The sequence below is a fragment of the Enterobacter mori LMG 25706 genome (assembly GCF_000211415.1).
Classification (GTDB): domain Bacteria; phylum Pseudomonadota; class Gammaproteobacteria; order Enterobacterales; family Enterobacteriaceae; genus Enterobacter; species Enterobacter mori.
Genome location: NZ_GL890780.1, coordinates 436,623 through 461,807 on the forward strand (window position 1 = coordinate 436,623; position 25,185 = coordinate 461,807).

Annotated in this window: 20 protein-coding genes and 1 tRNA gene; 9 read left to right on the forward strand and 12 right to left on the reverse strand. The window is 56.3% G+C overall.

Annotated elements, in window-relative coordinates; genetic code table 11:
* Nucleotides 1–1,477, reverse strand: a 1,477-nt coding sequence (gene speC, locus ENTMO_RS24375) for an ornithine decarboxylase (RefSeq protein ID WP_010435524.1), incomplete at its 3' end; no start/stop codon positions are given.
* Between the two features lie 181 nt (nucleotides 1,478–1,658).
* Between speC and ENTMO_RS0120295 the strand changes: the two genes are divergently transcribed.
* Together ENTMO_RS0120295 and ENTMO_RS0120300 are read left to right on the forward strand one after the other, a co-directional pair.
* Nucleotides 1,659–2,372, forward strand: coding sequence for a DUF554 domain-containing protein (locus tag ENTMO_RS0120295; protein ID WP_010435525.1), 714 nt, complete (start codon nucleotides 1,659–1,661; stop codon nucleotides 2,370–2,372).
* Between the two features lie 95 nt (nucleotides 2,373–2,467).
* Nucleotides 2,468–2,543: transfer RNA gene (locus ENTMO_RS0120300), tRNA-Phe, on the forward strand.
* Between the two features lie 156 nt (nucleotides 2,544–2,699).
* Here ENTMO_RS0120300 and ENTMO_RS0120305 read toward each other — a convergent pair.
* From ENTMO_RS0120305 to ENTMO_RS0120320, 4 genes are all read right to left on the reverse strand, one after another.
* Nucleotides 2,700–3,191 (reverse strand): GNAT family N-acetyltransferase, encoded by a 492-nt coding sequence (locus ENTMO_RS0120305; protein WP_010435526.1) that lies wholly within the window; start codon nucleotides 3,189–3,191, stop codon nucleotides 2,700–2,702.
* Nucleotides 3,188–3,481, reverse strand: a complete 294-nt coding sequence (locus tag ENTMO_RS0120310) for a type II toxin-antitoxin system TacA family antitoxin (RefSeq protein WP_010435527.1) — start codon at nucleotides 3,479–3,481, stop codon at nucleotides 3,188–3,190. The genes ENTMO_RS0120305 and ENTMO_RS0120310 overlap by 4 nt, the downstream gene beginning before the upstream one ends.
* Before the next feature lie 100 nt (nucleotides 3,482–3,581).
* Nucleotides 3,582–5,375: a hybrid sensor histidine kinase/response regulator gene (locus ENTMO_RS0120315; RefSeq protein ID WP_010435528.1), complete on the reverse strand. Its 1,794-nt coding sequence runs from the start codon at nucleotides 5,373–5,375 to the stop codon at nucleotides 3,582–3,584.
* Entirely contained in the window at nucleotides 5,372–6,004 is a 633-nt protein-coding gene (locus ENTMO_RS0120320; RefSeq protein WP_010435529.1) for a response regulator transcription factor, read from the reverse strand. Before ENTMO_RS0120320 ends, ENTMO_RS0120315 begins: the two co-directional genes overlap by 4 nt.
* Nucleotides 6,005–6,179: 175 nt before the next feature.
* Between ENTMO_RS0120320 and ENTMO_RS0120325 the strand changes: the two genes are divergently transcribed.
* Together ENTMO_RS0120325 and ENTMO_RS0120330 are read left to right on the forward strand one after the other, a co-directional pair.
* Nucleotides 6,180–6,494, forward strand: coding sequence for a lipoprotein (locus tag ENTMO_RS0120325; RefSeq protein ID WP_010435531.1), 315 nt, complete (start codon nucleotides 6,180–6,182; stop codon nucleotides 6,492–6,494).
* 114 nt (nucleotides 6,495–6,608) lie between these two features.
* A complete protein-coding gene (locus tag ENTMO_RS0120330) occupies nucleotides 6,609–9,626 on the forward strand; it encodes an autotransporter outer membrane beta-barrel domain-containing protein (RefSeq protein WP_010435533.1) in 3,018 nt (1,005 codons plus the stop codon).
* 61 nt (nucleotides 9,627–9,687) lie between these two features.
* Here ENTMO_RS0120330 and ENTMO_RS0120335 read toward each other — a convergent pair whose 3' ends face one another.
* Nucleotides 9,688–10,215 (reverse strand): helix-turn-helix domain-containing protein, encoded by a 528-nt coding sequence (locus tag ENTMO_RS0120335; protein ID WP_010435537.1) that lies wholly within the window; start codon nucleotides 10,213–10,215, stop codon nucleotides 9,688–9,690.
* 672 nt (nucleotides 10,216–10,887) lie between these two features.
* On the opposite strand from ENTMO_RS0120335, the gene pgaA reads away from it, so the two are divergent.
* Genes pgaA through pgaD form a run of 4 tightly spaced genes read left to right on the forward strand, consistent with a single transcriptional unit; the run spans nucleotide 10,888 to nucleotide 17,027 of the window.
* Nucleotides 10,888–13,326: a poly-beta-1,6 N-acetyl-D-glucosamine export porin PgaA gene (gene pgaA / locus ENTMO_RS0120340; RefSeq protein ID WP_010435539.1), complete on the forward strand. Its 2,439-nt coding sequence runs from the start codon at nucleotides 10,888–10,890 to the stop codon at nucleotides 13,324–13,326.
* 8 nt (nucleotides 13,327–13,334) lie between these two features.
* Complete coding sequence (gene pgaB / locus ENTMO_RS0120345; protein WP_010435541.1) at nucleotides 13,335–15,272, forward strand: poly-beta-1,6-N-acetyl-D-glucosamine N-deacetylase PgaB; 1,938 nt, start codon at nucleotides 13,335–13,337, stop codon at nucleotides 15,270–15,272.
* Nucleotides 15,265–16,596 (forward strand): poly-beta-1,6-N-acetyl-D-glucosamine synthase, encoded by a 1,332-nt coding sequence (gene pgaC / locus ENTMO_RS0120350; RefSeq protein ID WP_010435543.1) that lies wholly within the window; start codon nucleotides 15,265–15,267, stop codon nucleotides 16,594–16,596. Before pgaB ends, pgaC begins: the two co-directional genes overlap by 8 nt.
* Nucleotides 16,593–17,027 (forward strand): poly-beta-1,6-N-acetyl-D-glucosamine biosynthesis protein PgaD, encoded by a 435-nt coding sequence (gene pgaD, locus ENTMO_RS0120355; protein WP_010435545.1) that lies wholly within the window; start codon nucleotides 16,593–16,595, stop codon nucleotides 17,025–17,027. Before pgaC ends, pgaD begins: the two co-directional genes overlap by 4 nt.
* 36 nt (nucleotides 17,028–17,063) lie before the next feature.
* Here the strand turns inward: pgaD and gss are convergent, their stop codons facing one another.
* Nucleotides 17,064–18,929 (reverse strand): bifunctional glutathionylspermidine amidase/synthase, encoded by a 1,866-nt coding sequence (gss, locus tag ENTMO_RS0120360; protein ID WP_010435547.1) that lies wholly within the window; start codon nucleotides 18,927–18,929, stop codon nucleotides 17,064–17,066.
* Nucleotides 18,930–19,082: 153 nt separating this feature from the next.
* Here gss and ENTMO_RS0120365 point away from each other — a divergent pair, with 153 nt between their 5' ends.
* Nucleotides 19,083–19,631, forward strand: coding sequence for a DsbA family protein (locus tag ENTMO_RS0120365; RefSeq protein WP_010435551.1), 549 nt, complete (start codon nucleotides 19,083–19,085; stop codon nucleotides 19,629–19,631).
* Nucleotides 19,632–19,737: 106 nt separating this feature from the next.
* Here ENTMO_RS0120365 and ENTMO_RS0120370 read toward each other — a convergent pair whose 3' ends face one another.
* Genes ENTMO_RS0120370 through ENTMO_RS0120390 form a run of 5 tightly spaced genes read right to left on the reverse strand, consistent with a single transcriptional unit; the run spans nucleotide 19,738 to nucleotide 25,120 of the window.
* Nucleotides 19,738–20,715, reverse strand: coding sequence for an ABC transporter ATP-binding protein (locus ENTMO_RS0120370; RefSeq protein WP_010435554.1), 978 nt, complete (start codon nucleotides 20,713–20,715; stop codon nucleotides 19,738–19,740).
* On the reverse strand, nucleotides 20,712–21,689 hold the full coding sequence (locus ENTMO_RS0120375) for an ABC transporter ATP-binding protein (protein WP_010435557.1): 978 nt from the start codon (nucleotides 21,687–21,689) through the stop codon (nucleotides 20,712–20,714). Before ENTMO_RS0120375 ends, ENTMO_RS0120370 begins: the two co-directional genes overlap by 4 nt.
* Nucleotides 21,682–22,527 carry an ABC transporter permease gene (locus ENTMO_RS0120380; RefSeq protein ID WP_010435559.1) on the reverse strand — a complete coding sequence of 282 codons (846 nt, stop codon included), beginning with the start codon at nucleotides 22,525–22,527 and terminating at the stop codon, nucleotides 21,682–21,684. The genes ENTMO_RS0120375 and ENTMO_RS0120380 overlap by 8 nt, the downstream gene beginning before the upstream one ends.
* A gap of 4 nt (nucleotides 22,528–22,531) precedes the next feature.
* Entirely contained in the window at nucleotides 22,532–23,485 is a 954-nt protein-coding gene (locus ENTMO_RS0120385) for an ABC transporter permease (RefSeq protein ID WP_010435561.1), read from the reverse strand.
* 45 nt (nucleotides 23,486–23,530) lie between these two features.
* Nucleotides 23,531–25,120: an ABC transporter substrate-binding protein gene (locus ENTMO_RS0120390; protein WP_010435562.1), complete on the reverse strand. Its 1,590-nt coding sequence runs from the start codon at nucleotides 25,118–25,120 to the stop codon at nucleotides 23,531–23,533.
* Between the last annotated feature and the right edge of the window lie 65 nt (nucleotides 25,121–25,185).

Genomic DNA, 25,185 nt, shown 5'->3' on the forward strand with positions numbered 1-25,185 from the left:
GCGTGGTCAGCAGCAGCTTGCACGGGTCAACAAAATACTGGTCACGGGCGTAGCCGTCAAAACCGTGCCAGTTCGCGCCTGGCTCAAAGCTGAAGAAGCGACGCTCGCTGGCGATGGTGTGTGTCGCATGATCCTGCCACGGACGCCCCGCCACCACCGGTGGGATAAAGGGTTTAATCATATGGCAGTTGGCGACGATCGCCTTGCGCGCTTCAATGCCCAGTTCGACGCACTCCGCCCACAGCCTGCGTCCGCTTTCACCTTCGTGGATCTTGGCGTTCACGTCCAGCGCCGCGAACAGCGGATAAAACGGGCTGGTTGAGGCATGCAGCATAAAGGCATTGTTCAGCCGCTTGTGCGGGCAGAAACGTGCCTGACCGCGAATGTGGTTATCCTTTTTATGGATCTGCGACGTTTGTGAGAACCCGGCCTGCTGCTTATGCACCGACTGGGTCACGAAAATCCCCGGATCGTTCTCGTTCAGTTCCAGCAACAGCGGGGACGTTTCCGCCATCATCGGGATAAATTGTTCGTAACCTACCCAGGCAGAGTCAAAGAGGATGTAGTCGCAAAGGTGGCCGATCTTATCGATCACCTGACGGGCGTTGTAGATCGTCCCGTCGTAGGTGCCCAGTTGAATGATGGCCAGACGGAACGGGCGAGGCACATCCGCCTTGTCCGGGGCAACGTCACGGATCTGATTTCGCAGATACGCATCGTCGAAGCAGTGCTCGCCAATCCCGCCGATAAAACCAAATGGGTTACGTGCCGCTTCAAGGTAGACCGGCGTGGCCCCTGCCTGAATCAGCGCGCCGTGATGATTAGATTTATGGTTGTTACGGTCGAACAGCACCAGATCGCCGCGGGTCAGCAGCGCGTTGGTAACAACCTTATTCGCGGCTGAGGTGCCGTTCAGCACGAAGTAGGTTTTATCGGCATTGAAGACTTTTGCCGCGAACTTTTGCGCGTGCTTGGCGGAACCTTCGTGGATCAGCAAATCACCCAGCTTTACGTCGGCGTTGCACATATCGGCGCGAAACACGTTCTCACCGAAGAAGTCATAAAACTGCCGCCCGGCGGGATGCTTTTTGAAAAACGCGCCGTGCTGATGCCCGGGGCAAGCAAAAGTGCTGTTGCCCATCGCAACATACTGGCTCAGGGTGTCGAAGAAAGGCGGCAGCAGATCCTCTTCGTAACGGCAGGCGGCAGACTCCAGTTCCAGGAACTCCTGCGCTTTTCCTGCTATTACAGCAGTGACACCTTCAGGAACATTCGTCGGCTCCTGCGAGAACATAAATACCGGAAGCTGAAAACCCGTACGTTTCAGCAGCGCAAGGATGCCGCTACAGCTTTCAGCGACCGTAATGACCACTGCCGCCACATCGGTAAAATCAGTGTTATCCAGCGTCACCATTTCCCGGTGAGTAGACACAGTAGAGACCAGCTCGCGGCTGACGGCAATTTTCATGGTTTTCATAGGCGCAGTTACCCTCACCGGGCGGTGAGACAGGGAGGAGAAAATTCGCGCAATAATGTCACCTTTTATTTTTAGGCGCAAGAAGGAATCAGTATGCACTTAGCCTTGCAAAGCTAAGCGTCATGCAGCGTTGTCGTGTCATAATCATGCAATACCAATGATTAAGTAACAGGAGTTAACGGTGGTAATTGGACCCTTTATCAACGCCGGTGCCGTATTGTTAGGCGGCGTACTCGGCGCAGTGTTAAGCCAGCGGTTGCCGGAACGTATTCGCACCTCGATGCCCTCCATATTTGGCCTGGCCTCGTTAGGCATCGGCATCTTTTTGGTGATCAAATGCGCCAACCTGCCCGTCATGGTGCTCGCGACCCTGCTCGGCGCGCTCATTGGTGAATTTTGCTACCTGGAAAAAGGCATCAATAATGCGGTAGGCAAAGCCAAAAACCTGATTGCCCGCCCGGGCAAGGCGAAACACGGCACCCACGAGTCGTTTATTCAAAACTATGTCGCAATAATTATTCTGTTTTGCGCCAGCGGCACCGGGATTTTCGGTTCCATGCAGGAAGGGATGACGGGTGACCCAAGCATATTGATTGCGAAGGCGTTTCTTGATTTCTTTACGGCCACTATTTTTGCCACCACGCTCGGCATTGCCGTTGCCGCGATTTGCGTGCCGATGCTGCTGATCCAGCTTGCGCTTGCCACCTGCGCCACGCTGATCCTGCCCCTGACTACGCCTGCGATGATGGCGGACTTCACCGCGGTTGGCGGCCTGCTGCTGCTGGCGACAGGGTTGCGTATCTGCGGGATCAAGATGTTTGCCGTGGTGAACATGCTGCCCGCGTTGCTGCTCGCCATGCCGCTCTCCGCGCTCTGGACGCACTTTTTCGCTTAAGAGTACGGCGAAATGGTGAGAGATTGCGCAGTCTGTAACGAAAACAACATTTTTCGTTGACGGCAGGGGGCAGATCGGGTTTAATGCGCCCCGTTGCCCGGATAGCTCAGTCGGTAGAGCAGGGGATTGAAAATCCCCGTGTCCTTGGTTCGATTCCGAGTCCGGGCACCACTATTTAGAAAAACCAGCCTTAGGGCTGGTTTTTTGCTTTCTGGGGTAGGTCAATTCAAATATCCCAGAATTTCATCACCCCGATACAGCATCCCTATTCCGCGAGTAATTTTATCTAAGTACATTAGTTAAAGCAGAAAGGTAGAAATATAATTGCTAAATACTCGCCACCAAATCCCCCAACGTCACCATCAATATCATCGGATCCATCGGCGATGGCTCAAACCCCACCCGCAGATAAAATTCCCGCGCTTCATCCGATAGGGCGTGAACCAGCATTCCGCGGATGCCGATGGTCTCCGCCACCTGGATCACCCGCAGCCCGGCGTCGCGTACCAGCGCCCGACCAACGCCCTGCCCATGAAGAGACTGATCTACCGCCAGGCGTCCCAGCACCACAACAGGGATGGGATCGGGCATATTGCGACGAAAGCGGCCGGGTGCGGTATTCGTTGTGACCGCGCTGGACGCCAGCGAGTAATAAGCCAGTACGTTAGAATCGCCGCCACAACAGACAAAGGTACGGGATGCACCACTGGCCTGATTTTTCATCGCCCGCTGCTTGAGCCAGTTATCCATCGAATCTACCCCACAGCAAAATGGAGTAAGAATATGCCCTGCGCGAAGGGGCTCTGGGGCAGAGATCATTTTTCCCGCTCCCACTGCGCAGGGGTCTGCATAGTTTTACGCAGTGCGGCATTAGGTGCTGGAGCCTGATCCAGACGAGCCAGAAATTCCTGATAAGCCTCTGGATCGGCCATTATGATGCGTTGTTCGATCAGTGCCTCTTCCGCAGCAGCGCGGGCTGCTTCCAGCACGAAGTCAGTGCGGTTTTTCCCTCTCGCTTTCGCTGCCCGATCGATAAGATCTCGCTCGGCAGGCCTGATGCGCAGGTTAAGGGTTTCGCGTTTCACCGCCATAGTGTTTGCAGCTGGCATGGTGTTGTCCTCCTCTGTTCAATGGATATTAAGTATACAACACGCGTAACGCAGATGTCATTACAACGCTTTAAAAGCACCGAACCGAAAGGACTTCAACTTATTTATATCTACGACATCTCGACCACTGCGTCAGCAGCGCATACAATTTAGCTGGCTCCAGAGGCTTACGCAGCACCAGGTACCCTTCCTGCTCTGCCTCCAGCAGAACCGGTGAATTAAATTCGCCGCTGACTATCGCGCCGCTCATATCCGGCAGACGTTCAAAAAGCGCTTTAAGAACGTCGAAGCCGCTTTCACCGGATCGCAGGCGCTGGTCGCACAGCACGGCGAACGGCTTAAAGCCCTCGTCGATTATGGCGAACGCTTCTTCAGCGGAGGCCGCGCAGCGCACGTTGATTCCCCATACGCTCATCAGGCTCTCCCAGGCAGACGTCACCAGCGGGTCGTCATCGACGACAAGGCAGGAACCGTGCAGCGGTGCATAGCGTACCGGCGTGGCGGTGCTATCACAGGCGGGTGCGGTGTCCAGCGTGATGTCTTCGCCAGCATATTGCGTGAAGCGCATCCAGAAGCGTGAGCCTTTACCTTCAATGGATTGCATCCCGTACTTCACCTTCATCAGCTTGGCACAACGGGCCACTACGGCAAGTCCCAGTCCGTGTCCGGCGCTGTCAATCTTCCATGCCAGCTCAGGGCGGTAGTAAGGTGAGAAGATTTTACCTTTCTCGTCATCGGCGATACCGACACCCGTATCCCACACCTCTACCATACACTCCTCACCGCGTGGCCGGATGGCGACCAGTACGCCCCCCTGTAGCGTGTAGCGAAGGGCGTTTTGAATCAGGTTAATCAGGGATTGTCGCACCAGCAGCGGATCGCCTGTCACGTAGATGCGGCGTTTGGGTCGACGGGTAGACAGCCGCAGAGCACGGCTGTTGGCCTCTTCGCGAAACAGCGTGATCACCGAGTCAAGCAGAGCGCCGATATCCACTTTGGTCGGGGCAGAAAGGACATTCCCGGATTCAATTTTGCTGAGATCGAGCAGAGAGTTGAGCATTAAATGTACCGAACGAACGCTCTGCTGCAGGTCAAGGAGTTGCGGCGTCAGGCTATCGTCCCGGTTTCGGTGGAGAATGGCTTCGATCAGAAAACCCATGGCGTGCACGGGCTGGCGCAGATCGTGGCTGGCGGTTGTCAGAAACTGATTTTTATCCAGCAGAGCCTGCTCCGCGTCCTCTTTGGCCTGACGAAACTGTTCCGCCAGGCGCGAGCTTTTTTCCTCAAGAAGCGCTTGCTGTATAAAGAAAGCGTGTGAAGTTAATGCATGGCGGTAAATCGCGAAGCCGTAAAGCAGATTCAGCATGAGCACGATGAACATTAACTCATCCAGCCGCCAGATAATGCCGAGGTTCAGCACCCCCCAGGAGGCGAAGAAAAAGCGCGTAAAAGTGCTGATGACCGGCGTCAGATGCGTCGCATTGGCGGCGACGATAGCGGCGATGCTGATATTAAGGAGCAGGAAAAAGTCAAAGTTCTGCGTCTGCGGGGTAATTAAATAGAGTGATGAAATGCCCAGCCCGTGGACAAAGGCGATATTATTAATACGCGGAAGCCAGCGACGCAGCACGTCCTTTTCAATATTGTCTTTCGCTTCGCGCTGATAGCGTCGATGCAATATTCGTATCGCCACTGCACATAGCAGATAAATGATTATCCAGGTAATCGTTGGGCCGAGGTCATCCCCAAGCATATAAATCCAGATGGCGAAAGGGATCCCGACAAAGGGCACCGCGCTAAAGCTAAACACCAGCCGCAGAAAGGTGTTGTTTAGCAAACGGATCTGCGCCGGAGGAGAGATACCCTCGTTCTGTAAGCTCTGGAAAAACCTCATTCCGACGGTTCCTGCTTGCCATGCAGAAGCGTGATGGCCTCTACCCTGCTGTTAACACCTATCTTTTTCAATATATTGCTGATGTGTTCTTTGACCGTGGGCTCAGAAATTGAAAGCTGTGCGGCGATTCTTTTATTTGGCAGGCCACGCATAATCATATTTAATACATCTATTTGCCGCGGCGTTAAGTTAAATTTACTTAACTTCTCATTATTCGACTGAACGGAAATTTCGCTTCCATCAGGGAACCACGTCAAATTATTAGTGAGTGCGAAAACGGCCTGTGAGAACATTTCAGGCGGTTCGCTTTTCAATACAAAACCGTGCCCCCCGGCGGCATGAACTTTCCGCCAGAGATCATTATTGTCATCCCCGCTGACCACCAGGAGTCGTATCTGTGGGTAAAGTTGTTTCACTTCTTTGAGTAATTTCAACGCCGTTCCGGACGAGAGCCAAAAATCGATTACCAGCAAACGTGGTGGGCCATTATCCCTAATTTGACGGTAGCAATCGTCTTCATTCGTCACCACATACGCCTGCTTAAATTGGCAATGTGTAATCAGATAATTGGCGATGCCGCTAGCTACCAATGGATGGTCATCAACGACCAACGCATAATTCTGTCCCAAAGGGTCCTCCTTTAACCTTCGCATATCTGAGAGTACAGATGAATTATTATCTACCCACCCTACTTTAGGAGGGTTTTTTCGATTAGGAAAGGGAAATATATTATTCGCTGATTTGAGTAAATGAAAACATAAATACAATCAGTGAAATTAACTGATTGGATATCAAGGATAATTTATGAAAAAACCTCTCGTCTTTTTAACCGTTACGTTGATGCTAACCGGTTGTTCCACGCTGAAAACCGATCAGGCTATTCCACTCCTGCAGGCGGAGACCGCTAAAATGCTGGGGCTGGGCTCATCAGATGAAATAACCGTGACCAATGTAAATGGCGCCCAGCCGGACGCACTGGGTGGACAAAAGCTGTCTTATCGCGCCACGACGGAAAAAGGGCGTATTTTCGATTGCTCATCAATGATGATGCCTGGGATTTTAGGATCCGCACCGACACTCAGCGCGCCAACCTGTACCCCTGTCGTCACTCATAAATAATTAACTTCAAATCAAAAGGCGTACATAAATAACGCCTTTTATATTTTCTGACGTATCTGAGTTTTCATAAAAACGATTTTCCAGACATCACGCTAATGAGTACGGAGATAGCCCGTGAATAACTCTACATCGCATGCTTTAGCGGTTAAGACGCCGCTTTCCAGACTTTACCTCGCTCTATTTTCCGCGCCGCTGTTACTGCTTTCACCTGCCGATTTCGCACATGCAGCCGATGCAATTTTTGATGGCGACGCGCGTATTACCGAAACGCTGGGTTACACCGGAGATGTTTACGTTGGACGTAATCAACGCGGAAACCTGCTGATCGATAATGGCAAAATCACCGCCTATAACATCAATATCGGTCGACTGTTCGACGGCCAAATTTATGAAAGCGTGGTCACGGTTCGTGGGCCAAACGCTGAGCTTAACGCGGTGAACGATCAGTACGTCCTGCGCGGTGACCTTAATCTTGGCCTCGGCACCCTGCGTGTCGAAGAGGGCGCGCTGGCGAGCGCGAAGGAGATCGTTGTCGGCACCACCCGCGGCTACGACAGCCACCTTATCGCCACGGGTGCGGGTTCTCGCGTGACCAGTAATTTTCTCAGCGTAGGCACCGATCTGGGGGCACGCTCCACGCTGGCGATTGAAGACGGCGCGGCGCTCAGCACCGCCTACGATGCGCGCATCGGCAACGGTACCGGGCCGGGTGAAACCGACACGCTGAGCCCGAAAGCCACCGTCACGGGGAGCGGTTCACAGTGGAATGTTGGCCGTACATTGACGCTTTATGGCGATCTGGACGTGCTGAACGGTGGAACGGTTAACGTTGGCGGCGCGCAGGTGGCGGGCGTCTCCGGGGCGGGTAAAACCGCCGAGCTGGTTATTGCGGGCAAAGACTCACGCTTTACCAGCGGTAGCAGCGTGAGCGTGGGCGATTATGGCAATGGCGTGCTGTCTGTGATTGACGGCGGTTCATTTTCCGCTGGTAGCAATACGCTGATCGTGGGGACTTCGGGTTCCGGTTCGAACCGGGGTGCGCTCATCATCGGCAGCCGCGGCAATATGGACACCGGCACGGGTTTAACTGAGCCAACGCTTGGCACAGCGGGTGGCGCGGGTACTCTCGATGCGAATACGGCAATCAGCCTGCGTGGCGGGCTGTTCGGCAGCTATGTCTACTTCAACCATACCGACGGAAATTACGTCTTCAGCAACACGATGAGCGGTGAAGGTGAGGTGATCAATACCTCCGGGCAGACAACGCTAAACGGCGATCTTTCAGCCCTGCAGGCGAACGTGACCGCGCGCGGTGGCAAAGTCATTATTGCCAGCAATATCAACACCCAGCCAGAAGACGATATTTTTGATATTCAGACCATTAGCGCCGAGAACGGCGGAACGCTGATCCTCAACGCGACGGCGGGATCCGACGTTAGCAACGGGCTGGGCTACAGCAGCGCCGCGTCAATCAAAGCCGGCGGCACGCTTGGGGGGAACGGCACGCTGGGCCAGACCGAGATCCTGTCCGGCGGGCATATCTCGCCCGGTGACGGCAATATCGGTACGTTGACGCTGAAACGCTATCTGAACCTTGTCGGCGACTCCTTCTATGATGTTGATATTGCCGGAGATGGTCGTAGCGACCAGCTGCTGGTATCGGGCAAAACGACTATCAGCGACCAGGCTAAAGTACAGGTCACCGCGCTGGACCCGCAAACCAGCTACAAAACGGGCCAAAGCTATCGCATTTTAACCTCGGACGGGGGAATTGACGGTCAGTTCGCCGGAGCGATCTCCAAATCTGCCTTCCTGGACGTAGCGCTCAAGCAGGGCACCAATGCCGTCGATCTGACCATCGCCCAGAAAGAGACCGGCGGCGAGAATCCTGGAGGCGAAAATCCGGGAGGTGAGAATCCTGGAGGAGAAAACCCCGGTGGCGAAAACCCGGGCGGTGAGAATCCTGGCGGTGAGAATCCTGGCGGTGAAAACCCGGGCAGCGGCAAGCCGGGCATTTTCCAGACCGTGGCCAAAAGCAGCAACCAGTGGAATACCGCCGGTGCGCTCTCCACGCTGACGCAAAGCGGCCCGTCGCTGGCGCTGTACAACTCGCTGCTGGTGCTGAGCGCGCCGGAAGCGCGCGAGGCGTTCAACCAGCTGTCCGGTGAAGTTTATCCGTCAATGCAGTCCAACCTGATCGCGGGCAGCACGCAGGTGTTTAACGTGTTAAACCAGCGTATGCAGCGCGCATTTGATAACGACAGCCTGCTGATACCACCGTTAGCGATGTCGCTGGTGCAGCAGCCGGAGCCGCAAAATAACGGCGTCTGGGGTCAGACCTTCAGTTCATGGAGCCGAAACAACGGCGACGGTAACGTGGGCAAGCTGGATGGCAATACCACCGGCTTCCTGCTGGGGGCAGATCGCAAGCTGGCGGATCATAACGTGCGTGTCGGTGGCTACTTCGGCTACAGCCGCGGTGATTACGACGTCGATAGCCGGCGTTCCTCAACGGATACCGACAACTACCATCTTGGCCTGTATGCAGCGGGTCAACAGGATGCGTTCTCCCTGCGCGGCGCGCTGGGTTATACCTGGCACAAGATCGAAGGCGAGCGCACTGTTGATTTCAGCGGCTTCTCGGATCGTCTGAAGTCGGATTACGACGCCAACTCGCTGCTGGCGTTCACCGAAGCGGGCTACCGTTTCGGCCAGCCTGATATGAATATTGAGCCGTTCGTCAATTTATCGTACGTCCGACTGCATACCGACAGCTTCCGGGAAGATGGCGGTGCCGCCGCGCTGAGCGTACGTAACGAAACGATGAACACCTCCTATTCCACCCTCGGGGTGCGCGGTGTGACCGAGCTACCGAAGAACGTTAATCTCTACCGTTCGTTGGGCTGGCAGCACGCCTATGGCGATAAGAACACCTCCTCGCGCATGGCGTTTGCGGGCAGCGACACGTTCATTACTCAGGGTCAGGCCGTAGATGAGGACGTGATGGTGGGTGATATCGGCGTGAGCGTACAGCTGTCGCGAGCGGCGACGCTGGATGTGGGTTATCAGGGGCAATATGGTGCGGATACCCGCGTCAACTCGGTTAACGCGAATCTGCGCTGGTCGTTCTGAATCATTTCTATTAAAAGAACCCGCCCTTGTGGCGGGTTCTTGCTTTTGGGCACTCAGGAATTCAGGGATCGTTCCCACCTGCGTCCAGCAGTTTGTTTTTAAAGATAAACAAACACGCCTCGTTGAAGTTCTCCACCCCCAGGCGTTCCGAGAGCGTCGTTCGTTTGCGATAGAGGCTTTTCACCGACGTATTCAGCTCCTCGGCAATGGCTTCCATCGACATCCCTGCCCTCAGCAACCGCAACATAATCGCTTCGTGCGTGCCCGGCCGTAAATTAAGTAGCCACCTCGTGGTCAGGCGTCTGCCCTTCATATTAAGAATCAGATTAAACAGCGAGGCCATATCCGGCGCGGTGAGCGACGTGTTCATAAATAACTTCATACTGAGCAGATTCTCCTCGCGGTGTCGCATATCAAGCATAACGCAGCAGATTGTTTTTTTCGTTCTGGCCGGATGGCGTATCAGGTAATCATATAAACGGAGCGGAGCACGACTATCAATCAACACAGAATATTCATCTGCACCGTTATCAAATATGTTTCTGTCAATCTTGTCGAGCAGGATAATATCCGGAAAAAAAATCCGCATCCCCCTCACAAGGTAGCGATCCTGAGTCACTAACACTATTGAAGTTGCCACTAACCATCCCTTTTAGATTAAAGCAAGAACGATCCTTCAGAAAGAAGGCCGCCTTCGTTTTATAGCGCTGTTATTTTAACGATAAATGTATTCTGGCTTTGGATATCCCTCAATACAGACATTGATGAGAAAGACTTCCTGTAGACTATCATTCAATGGCCGCCATTAATTATAAATAAAAAACAATCGCAGAAAAGTCACTTCTCTAAACATTAAGAATTTTTGTCATGAAACTTCCCAAATATGTACCAGAAAGTACTTTAATTGACACAGCAAAACCGCATAAAAAATATATAACAGGCTGTCACAATAAAAATAAAATAAATAACTTTCAATGAGTTACAAATAAATAGTCAATTCAATAAAAACGTTAAAAACCGCTCGATACAGAATTATCTCAAAACGATAAACCCGCTTTTCAACATATTTATCAGGCAACATATCAGGTGTACATTAGCTTTCACCCAATCCCCTGAGATAAGGATCCATAATTACCTTTAGGTAAGTATCCCACAACATCACTGCATTTAGATTTAATGTTCTCATTTATGGCCTTTAACGCTGAGTTTAAAGGCGGCCGTGTTATGCAATGGATTCACGATAAACAAATGGCAAATAGATATGGAAAGATCGCTTCGCTTCAATACGTTATTCTTTTATCGCACCCCAACATTATTGTTCCTGTTATTCCTCTTTCCTGTTCTGGCTCAGGCGACTGAATCCGTTTATGAGCAACAGATTCAACAGGCGCGTAACGGTAATTACACGCCGTTTCTCGATTATCTTCAGCGTTATCAGCAGCAGCATGCCCTGACACCTGAACACGTTGCGGACTGGTTACAGGTGGCAGCCTGGGCGGGTCATGATGACGAGGTTATTCAGGTCTGGCAGCGTTATGGCATTTATATGCCGCTGCCTGCCCGCGGCGTTGCTGCCGTCGCGCAATCCAGGCGAAATCAAAAAGCGTGGCAGCCAGCCCTGGCGCTCTGGAAAGAGGCGCGTAGCCTTGCGCCGGATAACGACGATTATCGTATCGGCTATATAAAAACCCTGGCCGATGCCCGCATAGATACGCTTGCCCTGCAGGAAGCCCAACGGCTGGTGGCGGAAAATCCCTCTCAGGCGCATCTTCAGACGCTCTCCTATGTCTGGTTACGCCAGGGGAAAAGCTGGGATCGGCTTCTGGCAGACACGCGCGCGCTGAATATCGCACCTGAAAATAAAGCGCTCCTCAGCGAGCTGATCGACGCGCTTACGGATAACCGGGTGAATACCCCCGCGCTCCAGCTTTCACAAAGCGTGACGCTGTCTCCCGCGGAGCGTCGACGTCTTGAGCGTAATGCCGCCGCCGAACGGGTTCGCCTTGCCGATGTGCCAGGCAGAACAGAAAAGGAGCGCCTGCAGCTTGCGCAATCCGCGCTGAATCGTTACGACACCCTGCTTGCTCGCTGGCAAAACGAGCCGCAGGCGGCGGAAGACGTCGTCCTTGCGCGTATCGACAGGCTTGGCGCGCTGTACGCGCATGCTGATTACCCAAAGGTGATAAGCGAATATCAGGATCTTACGGCAGCCCAGCATCCGGTGCCGGGCTGGGCAATTGGCTGGGTCATCTCCGCGTATCTGCAGGAGAAAAACGCGGCCGCCGCCTTCGCGCTTCTGCAACGCTATCCGCAATATGCTTCCGACCCGCAGGATGAGGAGCACGCGCTTTTTTACGCCTGGCTGGATACGGGAGAGTACGAGGCCGCCCGCCAGTACGTTGAGCGCCAGACCCGCGACGTCCCCTGGACCCGTTACGATTTTGGTTCCCCTGCCCCTCAGCCGAACGATCGGTGGCTTACTGGGCAGTCGCTCCGTTTTAACTATTTGCTGGCGACGAATGCCCTGCCGGAAGCCGAAACGCTGGCGCACCGTCTGGCGACAACGGCGCCGGGCAATCAGGGGCTACAGATTGACTACGCCACCCTGCTTCAGGCGCGGGGTCTGCCACGCGCGGCCGAGCAAAAGCTGAAAACGGCGGAGGCGCTGGAGCCGTCCAATACAGAGCTAGAGCAACAGCAGGCCTACGTCGCGATGGACCTGCAGGCGTGGCGACAGATGGATTTACTGGCCGACGACGTGCTGGCTCGCGCACCCGCCGACCGCAGCGCCAGGCGTCTCGACAGGCTCCGAACGGTCCACCACATGTCCGAACTGCGCCTCAACGCGGGCAAGGGCTTGCACTCAGATAACCCCGTCAGCGGGACACACGACCTGAACTGGGACGCCACGCTCTATGGCCCACCCGTAGCGGATAGCTGGCGGCTGTTTGCAGGTGCCCGCTACGCGCAGAGTCATTTCGATGAGGGCAAAGGTGCCAGCCGTCACCTTTTGGGCGGCGTCGAATGGCGGCCACGCGACTTGCAGCTCGAGGCCGAACTCTCCAGCAACCGCTATCACGGTGAAAACAAGCCGGGCGCTCGCCTCTCAACGACGTACTTTGCGACCGATCGCTGGCAGGTCAGCGGCAGCCTTGAGCGCCTGTCGCGCACTACGCCCCTTCGGGCGTTACGCAACGGAATTAGCGCCAACCGGGGTGAAGGCGGGGTGCGCTGGTATCAAAACGAGCGGCGCGAGTACCAGTTCAGCGCCGCCCTCAGCCGCTTCTCCGATCATAACCGTCGCCAGGAATACACCCTCACGGGTAAGGAGCGTCTCTGGCAGACCCCGTCCCTGACGCTGGATCTCGAACCGGGGATCGCCGCCAGTAAAAACAGCCTGCGGGACACGCTCTATTACAACCCGGCGCGGGATCTGTCCGTGACGGCTGCCCTGGCCGTTGACCATGAGATGTATCGCCATTACGACACCCTCTGGAGCCAGCAGTTCGTGGCGGGAGGCGGCAGCTACTGGCAGAAAAATCAGTCCGCTGGCGCCATCGCCCTGCTGGGTTACGGACAACGCGTTCAGTGGAACAACGTTATCGATACCGGCGTGATGCTGAACTGGGATAAGCGCCCTTACGACGGCAAACGCGAGAGCAACCTCTCCGTCACGTTTGACACGACTTTACGCTTTTAAGGATGAATATGCTGAACACACGTTTTTCCGTGAGCCTGATACTCCTCGGCTGGCTCTGCCTCAGCGCGAGCGTCTGCGCGCAGGCGATCTCGTTCATTGCGCCCAAAGCGCGGCCGCAGCTGGAGGCAAGTAAACCCTGGCCGAAGAACCAGTTTCTGGTCCTGGCCTATCACGACGTAGAAGATGATGCCGCCGACCAGCGCTACCTCTCCGTTCGCACCAGCGCGTTAAACGAGCAGATAAGCTGGCTTCTGCACAACGGCTATCACGCCATCAGCGTGCAGGACATTCTCGATGCGCATGACGGGAAAAAAACGCTGCCGCCAAAGGCCGTTCTGCTCAGCTTTGACGACGGTTACAGCAGCTTCTACACCCGCGTCTGGCCGCTTCTTCAGGCGTGGAACGTCCCTGCGCTGTGGGCGCCGGTGGGCAGCTGGGTCGATACGCCAGCGAATCAGAAGGTGAATTTTGGCGGCCTTATGACGCCCCGCGATCGCTTCGCAACGTGGGACATGGTGCGCGAGCTCAGCCAGTCACCGCTGATTGAGATCGGATCGCATACCTGGGCCTCGCATTACGGCATTCCGGCAAACCCGCAGGGCAGCCGCGAACCGGCGATCGCCAACCGCTTTTATGACAAAGCAACGGGACGCTATGAAACCGACCAGCAGTTCAACCAGCGGATCGGCGATGACGTTCGCAAAGTGACTGAAAAAATCACGCAGGTGACGGGCAAAGCGCCGCGCGCCTGGGTCTGGCCTTACGGCGCCGCCAGCGGTACCTCGCTCGCTATCGCCAGACAGCAGGGTTATCAGCTGGCCTTTACCCTTGAGGACGGGCTGGGGAATGTGCAGGATCTGGGCAACATCCCCCGCCTGCTGATCGCCGGAAATCCCTCGCTCAAGGCGTTTGCCAGTACGGTCAGCCAGGTTCAGGAGCACGATCCCGTGCGCGTCATGCACGTCGATCTCGACTACGTTTACGATCCCGATCCGGCCCAGCAGACCCAAAACATCAACAGGCTGATCCAGCGGGTCTATGACATGAAAATCAGCCATGTTTTCCTGCAGGCGTTTGCCGACCCGCAGGGCGACGGCAGGATCACGGCGCTCTATTTCCCGAACCGTCGTTTGCCGGTTCGGGCCGATCTCTTTAATTTTGTCGCCTGGCAGCTACAAACCCGCGCGGGGGTAAAAGTCTTCGCGTGGATGCCGGTGCTCTCGTTCGATCTCGATCCTTCCCTGCCGCGCGTGCAGCGCCGGGATCGTCAACCCGGCCAGCTGCGCGAAGCCACCGAGCCCTATATCCGGCTCTCCCCGTGGGACCCGCAGGTGCGCCAGCAGGTGAAGGATATCTATGAAGATCTGGCCCGCTATGCCAGCTTCAACGGGATTTTGTTCCATGACGATGCGGTGCTGACGGACGTGGACGATGCCGGACAAGACACGACTCGCCAGAAGAGCCAGCGGCTTATCAGCTTTACCCGCACTCTGAGCCAGGCGGTGAAAAACATCCGTGGCCCGCAGATAAAAACCGCCCGCAACATGTTCGCCTTACCCATTCTGCAGCCCGAAAGCGAAGCGTGGTTCGCGCAGAATCTTGATGATTTTCTGGCGGAATATGACTGGACGGTACCAATGACCATGCCGCTGATGGAGTCCGTCCCGGCAGACGAGAGCGATGCCTGGCTGACGCGTCTGGTTAACGCGGTCGCCGCGCGCCCCGGCGCGCTCGATAAAACGATTTTTGAGCTGCAGGCCAGGGACTGGGACCAGAAGCCGCAGCGCGCCGTTGCCGATAGCCAGCTTGCGCAGTGGATGCGCGTGCTCCAGCTGAACGGCGTCAAAAATTACGGTTACTACCCCGACGACTTCCTCAACAACCAACCTGATATCTCGCGCATCAGGCCTGAATTTTCTTCGTACTGGTACCCTGACAATGACTGATCGCATTATCGCATTCTCTATTTTATGTCTGGTATTCGGGTTGCCGTTGGGCGTGGCCGCCCTCTTTACCGGCGAACTGATTCTGGATTTTGTGTTCTTCTGGCCGCTGTTCATGTCGGTGCTCTGGATAACCGGCGGCCTCTATTTCTGGTATCAGCTTGAACGCCACTGGTCGTGGGATAAAGACACGCCTGCCCCGACGCTCGCCGGTGAGCCGCTCATCTCCATTCTTATCCCCTGCTTCAACGAGGGACGAAATGCGCGGGAGACCATCAGCGCCGCGCTGGAGCAGCGGTATGAAAATATCGAAGTTATCGCCATCAATGACGGCTCGTCTGACAACACCGCTGAGGTGCTGCAGGCGCTGGCGCAGGAACAGCCGCGCCTGCGGGTGATTAACCTCGCGGAGAACCAGGGGAAAGCGCTGGCGCTCAAAGCCGGGGCGGCAGCGGCCCGGGGCGATCTGCTGGTCTGCATTGACGGCGACGCCCTTCTCGATCGCGATACCGCCGCTTATCTGGTGGCCCCGCTGATTCAGTACCCCCACGTCGGCGCGGTGACCGGGAACCCGCGCATTCGCACGCGCTCCACGCTGATTGGCCGCATTCAGGTGGGGGAGTTCTCCTCCATCATTGGGCTCATTAAGCGGACGCAGCGGATCTATGGCCGGGTCTTTACCGTCTCCGGCGTCATCGCCGCCTTTCGCCGACAGGCGCTGGCGGACGTCGGATACTGGAGCCCGGACATGATCACCGAAGACATCGACATCAGCTGGAAGCTCCAGCTGCGCCACTGGGATATCTTTTTTGAGCCGCGAGCGCTGTGCTGGATTTTGATGCCGGAGACGCTGAAGGGCCTGTGGAAGCAGCGTCTGCGCTGGGCCCAGGGCGGCGCGGAGGTGTTTCTGGTCAACCTTCGCAGAATTGTGCGCTGGGAGCATCACCGCATGTGGCCCCTGTTTATGGAGTACGCGCTGTCAACGCTCTGGGCCTTCGCGTACGCGATGACGGTGCTGCTGTTCATCATCAGCCATGTCGCGCCCATTCCACCCAACCTGACCGTGGAGAGCCTTTTTCCACCGGAGTTTACCGGGCTGCTGCTGGGGGTGATGTGCCTGTTGCAGTTCCTGGTCAGCTTGTTCATTGAGCGGCGCTATGAACGAAGAGTGGCCAGCTCGCTTTTCTGGGTGATCTGGTTCCCGATGGTGTACTGGATGATTGGCCTGTTCACTACCCTCGTCGCATTTCCAAAAGTCATGCTTAAACGTCAGCGTGCCCGCGCGCGCTGGATCAGTCCGGACCGGGGAAAAGGAAGCCTTCAATGAACGAAAATACCTTAATTTTGACCGAGCATCGTCTCTTGCCACGTCTTTTCGATGCCGCATTAACGCTGGTGGCGTGGGGAGGCTTTCTGTTTTTCCTGTATGCCAGGCTCTGGATGCAGCTAACCGATGAGAGCGACTACCGGTGGGGCGTGATTATCGCGTCCTTTAATACGGTGTTGCTCTACCTGCTGTTCGCCGCGCTCAACGGCTGGCTGCTGATTTTGTGGTATCAGTACAACCGCCGCCGCGCCCACGTGAGACGTCGTCAGCCGGGCTATTTTCACCAGGAGGAGCTGGCCCGCAGCTTTAATGTCTCACCGCAGATCATCTCCGAGATGAGCCAGTACAACCTGCTGACGGTGTATCACGATCAGATTGGCCGCATCATCGATCTGAAGGTAAGCGAGCAGCTGGAAGAGGAAGAACAGTAACGAAAGGCCCCCGCAGGATACCCTGCGGGGGTATTTTTATAGCGAGTCCTTCATCACGATCAGCGGCTCAATATCGCTCTCTTTCTTCACCACCAGCGAGTCATCGCCGCGCAGGCAGGTACCGCCATAGTTCCCGCCCACGGTAAAGGTACAGACCTGTATGTATTTGCCGTCGACCTTCGGCAGGCACCACAGCTGCTGGTCGATGCTTTTACGGTCAACAAACTTGCCGCTGGATTTATCCAGCAGTTCGTCCTGGGCGCTGATGAGATCGATATTGCTGCCGCAGCGTCCGGCAATCGGCTTGACGGCATAGCCGGTCTGTTTCAGCAGGTCGTTAACCTCAAAATCGGTGTCGAGCAGGTAGCGGTGATTCGGGAACAGCTGCCACAGGACCGGAAGAATCGCCTTGTTGCCGGGGATCACGGTCCATAGCGGTTCGAAGACCAGCACCTCCGGACGCAGCAGAACGTCAATCAGACGCACCTCGCCCTCGGGATGACCGGTGCGGATCGGCACGGCGGCGTATTCGGTTTCGCTGACCTCGCGAATCTGCTCAATCGCCGTCTCCCACGCCCAGGTTTTCCACACGCAGTTGACGTGGCGGCCTTCATCGTCAATCAGCTGCCCGGCGGCGTCCCAGCTGAGCGCCTCCAGCCCGTGCAGGATTTTGGTCTCGAACCCGGCCTGCATCAGCGAACGCTGAATAAAGAGCGCGTGATAGTCCTCTTCGACATCGTTGTCCTGCATGATGTGCACGAACGGCCGCGCGTGGCTGTGCTTCCATGCGCCGGTCAGCTCTTCCAGCAGCCCTTCCGCCGGGTTATGCCCGTTTCCGCGATAGCCATTTTTCACCCACTCTTCGAGAATCAGCCCGCCCTCGGTATGGCAGGAGGCGGAGTCCGCGTTGTACTCGTAGACCTTAATGCCGCGCTCATCCATGCAGAAATCCATACGACCGGTGATCATATGGTGGCGACGCCACTGCCAGGAGAGGCGCAGGCGCGGCCAGAGGATTTTCGGGATGTCGAAAAGCGCCAGCAGGCTGTCGTCTTTCATCACCTTGTCCGTCGCGTGCAGGTACATCAGGTGCAGTTCGTTGGTGGCCTTGATCAGCTCCTGCTCGGCGCTTTCGGTGATGGTGAAGTACTGGCAGGGATCTTTGTTGATCACATGGCCGTTGGCGCGGATATATGCCTGCTGCAGCGCGTCATTTTCGTTAAGCCATTTTCCGTCGAACTGACGTTTGTTTTTCAGCCGCGCGCCGCTGATTTTCAGCAGTTCGCCGTCGATTTCCGGCTGGGGAATGCTGTGTTCCGTGTCGTCGGTCTGGATCATCCAGCCGAGGATCTCCGTGTCGTTGAAGGTGTCATGGATGGTATAACACCCGTTCTCCACGCTCAGACGCAGCTCGCGCGTCCACTGCTGCCCGAGCGGCAGCGGGGAGTGAATCACGTTCTGCTCCGCAATACGCACCTTATCGTCGAGAAGCTGGGTGATCACCGCCACGTGGCCGGTCTCGTGAAACTCTCCGCCCTTTTGCCAGATCAACAGCGCCCCGGCGCGCGGCGCGCGTTTCGAACCGTTGGCAAAAGCCTGAAGGGGCAGAATGTTATCGTTCACCACCTGGCGCAAAAAGCGCAGGGAGAAGATTTCCCACGCCATGCCGACGTCGGTAAACACAAAGCCATAGTTGAGGAACAGGAAACGGCGGGCAAACTCAACGCACTGCCACTTGTGGCCCATGTATTCGTTGCCGATATAGCTGCGGAAGTCCGCGTCTTCCGGGTAGTTGCGCGGGTCCAGACTGCCGTAATTTGAAGAGTAAATCGCCACGCCACCGGGCGCATAGCCTAACAATGTCCCGAATGGCGCATCACTGCTTAACTTTCCTTTACGCATGTATCCAACCTAAAACAGGCAGGCGGCAATTTTTTGAGGGGTTGTCGTCGTCTGCACGTTGTAATTAACCTGACAGAGGTGGATTTATCATACACCTGCGTGGCAAATTATTCGTCGCAACAATGACCAAAATTCACAACATCAGGAGTCAACATGAGCGAACAGGCGCAAGCGCTGGAATGGGGCCACGGCCCGCGAACCTTTGAAGTGTTCCTGGAACCAACCTGCCCCTTCTCGGTTAAGGCATTCAATAAGCTGAATGCGTTTTTGGAACAGGTTGGGGAAGACAAGGTCACAGTCAAAATCCGTTTACAGTCCCAGCCATGGCACCTGTTTTCCGGGGTAATTGTGCGCTGCATTCTGGCAGCATCCACGCTGCCGGACGGCAAAGCCGCCGCACGTAAAGTGATGCAAGCGGTGGCCGACCATCGCGAAGAATTTGAATTTACCGACCACTGCAGCGGCCCGAATATGCAGGCCACGCCTGACGACATTATCGCCCGGATCGAGGGCTACAGTGGGGTGCAGGTTGCAGGCGCGTTTGCCCGGCCAGAACTGCAAAATGAGATCAAATGGCACTGCAAATACGCCCGCCAGAACGGCATTCACGTCTCGCCGACGTTTATGGTTAACGGCCTTGTGCAGGCGGATTTAGGCAGCGGCGATGACGTAGAGGTTTGGGCGAAGCGGGTGTTGGGATAGCGTTGTGCCGCCGTTCATGCCGGGTGGCGGCTTCGCCTTACCCGGCCTACGAAACACAACCCCCTGTAGGTCAGGTAAGCGAAGCGCCACCCGACACGTTTAAGGCTCAAATCTTAAACAACCAGCACGCCGCGAAATGCCCTGACGCAATCTCCTGCATGGCAGGCTCCTGCGTCTGGCAAACCGGAATGGCGTGCGGGCAGCGGCTGCAGAACTTACAGCCCGGCAGCGCGGACGTGGGGCCTGGAATTTCGCCGCGCAGGGTGACGTCTTCGAGATTGCGGATGCGCGGATCGGGCTGGGGAACCGCCGCCAGTAGCGCGCGGGTGTAAGGGTGTGCCGGACGCTGATACAGTTCATTCGCCGGGGCCACCTCCACCAGCTTACCGAGATACATCACCCCAATGCGGCTGGAGATATGGCGCACCATGGAGAGATCGTGGGCGATAAACAGATAGGTTAGCCCCAGCTCCTGCTGCAGATCCTGCAAAATATTCACCACCTGCGCCTGCACCGATACGTCCAGCGCAGAGAGCGGCTCATCGCACAGCACAAATTCAGGATGCACGGACAACGCGCGGGCAATACTGATGCGCTGACGCTGCCCGCCGCTGAACTCATGCGGGAACCGTTCAAGGTGTTCGTGCTTCATCCCCACTTTGTAGAGCAGCGTTTCCGTACGTTCTCGCTGTTCTTCGCGGCTGTAGCCGTGGATCTGCATCGGTTCGGCCACCAGCTGTCGCACCGTCATACCGGGGTTAAGCGAGGAGTAAGGATCCTGAAAAATCGCCTGCATCCGCTTGCGCAGCGGCTTGAGCTCTCTTTCGCGGGCGTGCGCGATCGCCTGCCCGGCAAAGTGGATCTCGCCAGAGGTGATATCGAAAAGGCGCAGTATGGCGCGCCCGAGGGTGGATTTTCCGCAGCCGGACTCCCCCACCAGGCCAAACGTCTCGCCGGGCTGGATATCAAAGCTCACGCCATCAACCGCCTTCACGGCCACGCCTTTACGCAGCAAACCGCCGTTGAGCGGATAGTGCTTGCGCAGATCGCGCACGCTCACTAATGGCGCCTGTTGTTCACTCATGCCTGAATCTCCTTATCGGCCCATAGCCAGCAGGCGGCGCGATGGTCCTCTCCGGCGGTGTAAAATGCGGGTTGCCGTTCACACTGGGGCATGCGCTTCGGGCAGCGTTCCGCGAATGGACAGCCCGGCGGCGGGTTAAGCAGGCCAGGCGGCGAACCTTCAATGGTCGATAAACGTTGATTCACCTCATCCGGGCGCGGCAGCGAGGCCAGCAGACCCTGGGTGTAAGGATGCGCAGGGCGATAAAAAATGTCCTCCACGCTCCCCTCCTCCATCACCAGCCCGCCGTACATCACCACCACGCGGCTGCAGACCTGCGCCACCACACCGAGATCGTGGGTGATCAGCAAAATCGCGGTCCGGGTCTGCTGCTGCAGGCTTTTCAGCAGGCGCAGGATCTGCGCCTGTATGGTCACGTCCAGCGCGGTGGTCGGCTCGTCGGCAATAAGAAGCTTCGGGTTGCAGGAGAGCGCAATAGCGATCATCACGCGCTGGCGCATTCCGCCGCTGAACTCGTGCGGATACTGATTGTAACGGCGTTCCGCTTCGGCAATGCCCACCTGATCCAGCATGGCTATTGCTGCCGCTTTGGCCGCTTTTTTCGACAGCTTTTTATTTCGCACCAGGATCTCAGACATCTGCTTGCCGATAGTGAGCACCGGGTTCAGGGCGGTCATCGGATCCTGAAAAATCATCGCGATCTCGTTGCCGCGAATGGCACGCATCTGCGCAGGCGTTTTCTGCGCCAGGTCCTCATTCTGGAAGCGGATGCTGCCGCCGGTTATCCGTCCATTGCTCCCCAGAAGCTGGATAATCGACTTACAGGTGACACTTTTCCCGCAGCCCGACTCGCCGACGATACCGACGAGTTCCCCCGGCTGAACCTGAAAGCTCACGCCGCGCACCGCGTGAACCTCGCCCTCGCGGGTGCGGAACGTGGTTTGCAGGTTCTCAAGCGCTAACAAGTTACTCATCGCGATTCGCTCCTGGCTCAAAGGCGGTACGGAACAGATCGCCCAGCACGTTAAAGCTGAACACCGTCAGCAGGATCAGAATGCCGGGGAACATCGCCAGCCACGACGCTTCGCCAATATAAGACTGCGCGTTGTTAAGCATGCTTCCCCATGATGCCGCCGGTGCCTGCACGCCCAGCCCTAAGAAGCTGAGCGTTGACTCCATCAGAATGGCCGAGGCGATATTCAGCGTGGCCGCCACGATAATGGTCGGTAGCACGCCGGGAATGATGTGGCGCACGATAATACGCAGCGGATGCGCTCCCGACGCGCGGGCATAAAGCACGTACTCGCGCTCTTTCACCGATAGGGTTTCAGCACGCACCAGACGCGACATGTTCATCCACGTCAGCAGGCTGATAATCAGAATGATGTTATCCACGCCCGGCTTGAGGTAAGCATTCACCACCAGCAGCAGGAAGAAGGCCGGAATGGCCATCAGGATATCCACGGCGCGCATCATCAGGTTATCCAGCCAGCCGCCAAAATAGCCGCTCACCGTTCCTACCACCGTGCCGATAAGCGTGGAAAAGAGCATGGCAAGAAAACCGACCATCAGGGAGATCTGGCCGCCGTACAGTGCGCGGGTAAAGTAGTCGCGCCCGTATTCGTCGGTGCCGAACCAGTGCGCGGCATCCGGCGGCAACGTGCGCGCGCCGAGCGCCATCCGATCTGGATCGTACGGACTTAACCCCGCACAGAGCGCGGCGACAACGAAAATAAAAAGCACAAACAGGGAGAACTGCGCCGGACGGTTGCGGCGCAGCTGGTGACGAACCTGCTGCCAGCGTCTGCTCATTCGGTTACCTCAGCGTACGAATGCGGGGATCGGCGAAGCGATAAAGCACGTCGGCGATCAGGTTACCGACGATCAGCATCATCGACGAGAGCATGATGATCGCCATAATCAGCGGGTAGTCCAGCGAAGCGATCGACTGGATCCCGAGCAGCCCCATCCCCGGCCAGGAGAAGACGCTTTCCGTCACATAGGCCCCCACAATCAGCTCACCGAACGACAGGCCGAACAGGGTAATCACCGGCAGCAAGACGTTTTTCAGCACGTGGCGGAACAGAATACTGGAACGCGTGGCGCCGTAGGCAAGCTGGGTCTGCACGTAATCGGCCGAGAGCTGCGAGATGGTGTTGGAGCGGATGTAGCGCACGTAGCTGGAGAGGTTGTAGAACGTGAGGGCAATACACGGCAGCACGCCGTGGCGCAGCAGATCCAGCCCGTTGTCCTCCATGCCGATGGTGCGCATCCCCATGCTGGGGAACCAGTTAAGCTGCACGGCAAAAACGGTGATGAGCAAAATGCCGAACCAGAAAATCGGTACCGAGATGCCGATATAGGCAAACAGGTTCAGGAGGTGATCCAGCCAGCGGTGCTTAAATGCCCCCGCCAGCAGGCCCAGCGGGATCGCCAACACGATAGCCATCAGCAGCGACGCCCCCATCAGCCCCAGCGTGGCCGGAATGCGTTCACCGATCATCTCCAGCACCGGGCGGTGGTAAATCAGCGAATAGCCGAGATCGCCCTGCAGGACGTTTTTCAGCCACAGAACGTACTGCGTGACCAGCGGCTTATCCAGCCCCAGGCTCTGGCGAATACGTTCGATATCTTCCGGGGCCATACGCGGCGTGATGTACGCCGCCACCGGATCGCCGGGCGCGAGCTTAACCAGCAAAAACGCCACCAGCGAAATGAAGAAAAGCATCGGCAGCAATTGCAGCAGCCGACGCGTGAGGAGTGTGTTCACGACGTGCCCTTACCAAAGCCCCGACCTGACGGCCGGGGCAATCGCTTATTTCTGATAGATTTTTGACAGATCCTGGAACAGGTAGACCGGTTTCGGCTCTGCTTCCAGGGTGCCGCCGAAACGCTTGTCCACCGCGACGGTCGCATTGGTATAGGCGATCGGGTAGTAGGTCATGTCGTTTGCCACGGTCTGCTGAATTTGCTTATAGATATCGGCACGTTTCGCGGCGTCGGTTTCCACGGCGCCTTTATCCCACAGGGCATCGAACTGCGGATTTTTGTAGTGCGCGTAGTTATAGGCCTCGTTGCTCATGAACAGCGATTTATAGCCGTCCGGCTCTGAGCCCATGATGTAGCCGCCCAGGTTCAGCTCCCACGCGGTGTTATTCATATCAAGACTGCGCTGAGACATGGCGTTGGAATCCAGCGGCATCAGCTCCACGTTCACCCCAATACCCTTCAGCGCCTGCTGAATGTAGAGCGCCATGCTCTCCTGGGTTTTGTTGGTGTTCACATACGCCAGGCGCAGCTTGAGGTTGTCCGGCGCGCCGGACGCTTTAAGCAGATCTTTGGCCTTTTGCAGGTCAAATTTGTACTGCTCGACGTCATCCGTCTTGTAAAGCGTATCTGGCGTCAGGAACGAGGTTGCCGGTTTGGCGTAGTCGAGCGAGGTAAACGCGGTCTGGGCCAGCTCGTCCTTGTTGATGGCGTACGCAATGGCCTGACGCAGTTCTTTGCTCTTCATCACCGGCACGTTCTGGTTGAACGTCATATAGGCCAGACGGCCTTCCGGATAGACCACGAAGTCAAATTTCCCGGTATTTTTCAGGCGGTTCACGTCCTGCGGGTCAACCATCTTGAGGTTGATTTCACCGTTTTGCAGCGCCAGGTTGGCGGCGTTGCTGTCTTTGGCGAAACGGTAGGTGACCGAATCAAGCCTCGCTTTGCCGTTCCAGTAATCGTCAAAACGGGTCAGGGCGTAATACTGACCGGCGCGATACTCTTTAAACTTGAACGGCCCGGAGCCTACCGGCGCATCGTTTTTGGTGCTCTTTTCCAGGTCGCCTTCACCGGCGAACACGTGCTGCGGGATCGGGTAGATCTGTACCAGGGTGCCGGTAAAGGCCGCGCTGACCTGCGGTAAGGTGAACTTAACGGTGCGCTCATCAACCTTGCTCACTTCAACAGGCTTGCCGCCGTAGGTAAACATGCTGCGGAAGAAACTGTGCTGTTTGGCATCCAGCAGCTTATTGAAGGTGAAGACCACGTCGTCCGCCGTCAGCGGCTGTCCGTCCTGCCATTTGAGGTTGGGTTTTAGCGTCAGGGTATAGCTCAGGTTGTCGGCGGAGGGCGTCAGGCTTTCCGCCAGGCCCCACTCAATGTTGCCGTTATTAAAGCTGTACAGCGGGGCATAGAGCGCCTGCATGATCGTTAACGTTGTGCGGTCGCTGGCATAGAGCGGATTAACGGCTAACGGGTCACCGGAGGTAATACCGATAATCAGCGAACCGCCCTCTTTTGGCGCGTCGCTTTTTGCCGCTGAGGGCGTGTTTGTCTCTTTATTTTTCGCATCATCACAGCCAGCCAGGCCTAACGCGAGCGAAACGACCACTGCCGATAACAGAAGCTTGCGCATCTCACTAACTCCTTGCCTTATAAAGTGTTTATTACTGCATCTTTTATTTATGTTGAAGCATCATA

Bases quoted from the DNA above. Each gene is read 5' to 3' on its own strand.
- ENTMO_RS0120305 (WP_010435526.1), bottom strand. From the start codon at position 3,191: ATGATCTCTGCCCCAGAGCCCCTTCGCGCAGGGCATATTCTTACTCCA.
- ENTMO_RS0120310 (WP_010435527.1), bottom strand. From the start codon at position 3,481: ATGCCAGCTGCAAACACTATGGCGGTGAAACGCGAAACCCTTAACCTG.
- ENTMO_RS0120315 (WP_010435528.1), bottom strand. From the start codon at position 5,375: ATGAGGTTTTTCCAGAGCTTACAGAACGAGGGTATCTCTCCTCCGGCG.
- ENTMO_RS0120325 (WP_010435531.1), top strand. From the start codon at position 6,180: ATGAAAAAACCTCTCGTCTTTTTAACCGTTACGTTGATGCTAACCGGT.
- ENTMO_RS0120335 (WP_010435537.1), bottom strand. From the start codon at position 10,215: ATGCGGATTTTTTTTCCGGATATTATCCTGCTCGACAAGATTGACAGA.
- pgaA (WP_010435539.1), top strand. From the start codon at position 10,888: ATGGAAAGATCGCTTCGCTTCAATACGTTATTCTTTTATCGCACCCCA.
- pgaB (WP_010435541.1), top strand. From the start codon at position 13,335: ATGCTGAACACACGTTTTTCCGTGAGCCTGATACTCCTCGGCTGGCTC.
- pgaC (WP_010435543.1), top strand. From the start codon at position 15,265: ATGACTGATCGCATTATCGCATTCTCTATTTTATGTCTGGTATTCGGG.
- pgaD (WP_010435545.1), top strand. From the start codon at position 16,593: ATGAACGAAAATACCTTAATTTTGACCGAGCATCGTCTCTTGCCACGT.
- gss (WP_010435547.1), bottom strand. From the start codon at position 18,929: ATGCGTAAAGGAAAGTTAAGCAGTGATGCGCCATTCGGGACATTGTTA.
- ENTMO_RS0120365 (WP_010435551.1), top strand. From the start codon at position 19,083: ATGAGCGAACAGGCGCAAGCGCTGGAATGGGGCCACGGCCCGCGAACC.
- ENTMO_RS0120370 (WP_010435554.1), bottom strand. From the start codon at position 20,715: ATGAGTGAACAACAGGCGCCATTAGTGAGCGTGCGCGATCTGCGCAAG.
- ENTMO_RS0120375 (WP_010435557.1), bottom strand. From the start codon at position 21,689: ATGAGTAACTTGTTAGCGCTTGAGAACCTGCAAACCACGTTCCGCACC.
- ENTMO_RS0120380 (WP_010435559.1), bottom strand. From the start codon at position 22,527: ATGAGCAGACGCTGGCAGCAGGTTCGTCACCAGCTGCGCCGCAACCGT.
- ENTMO_RS0120390 (WP_010435562.1), bottom strand. From the start codon at position 25,120: ATGCGCAAGCTTCTGTTATCGGCAGTGGTCGTTTCGCTCGCGTTAGGC.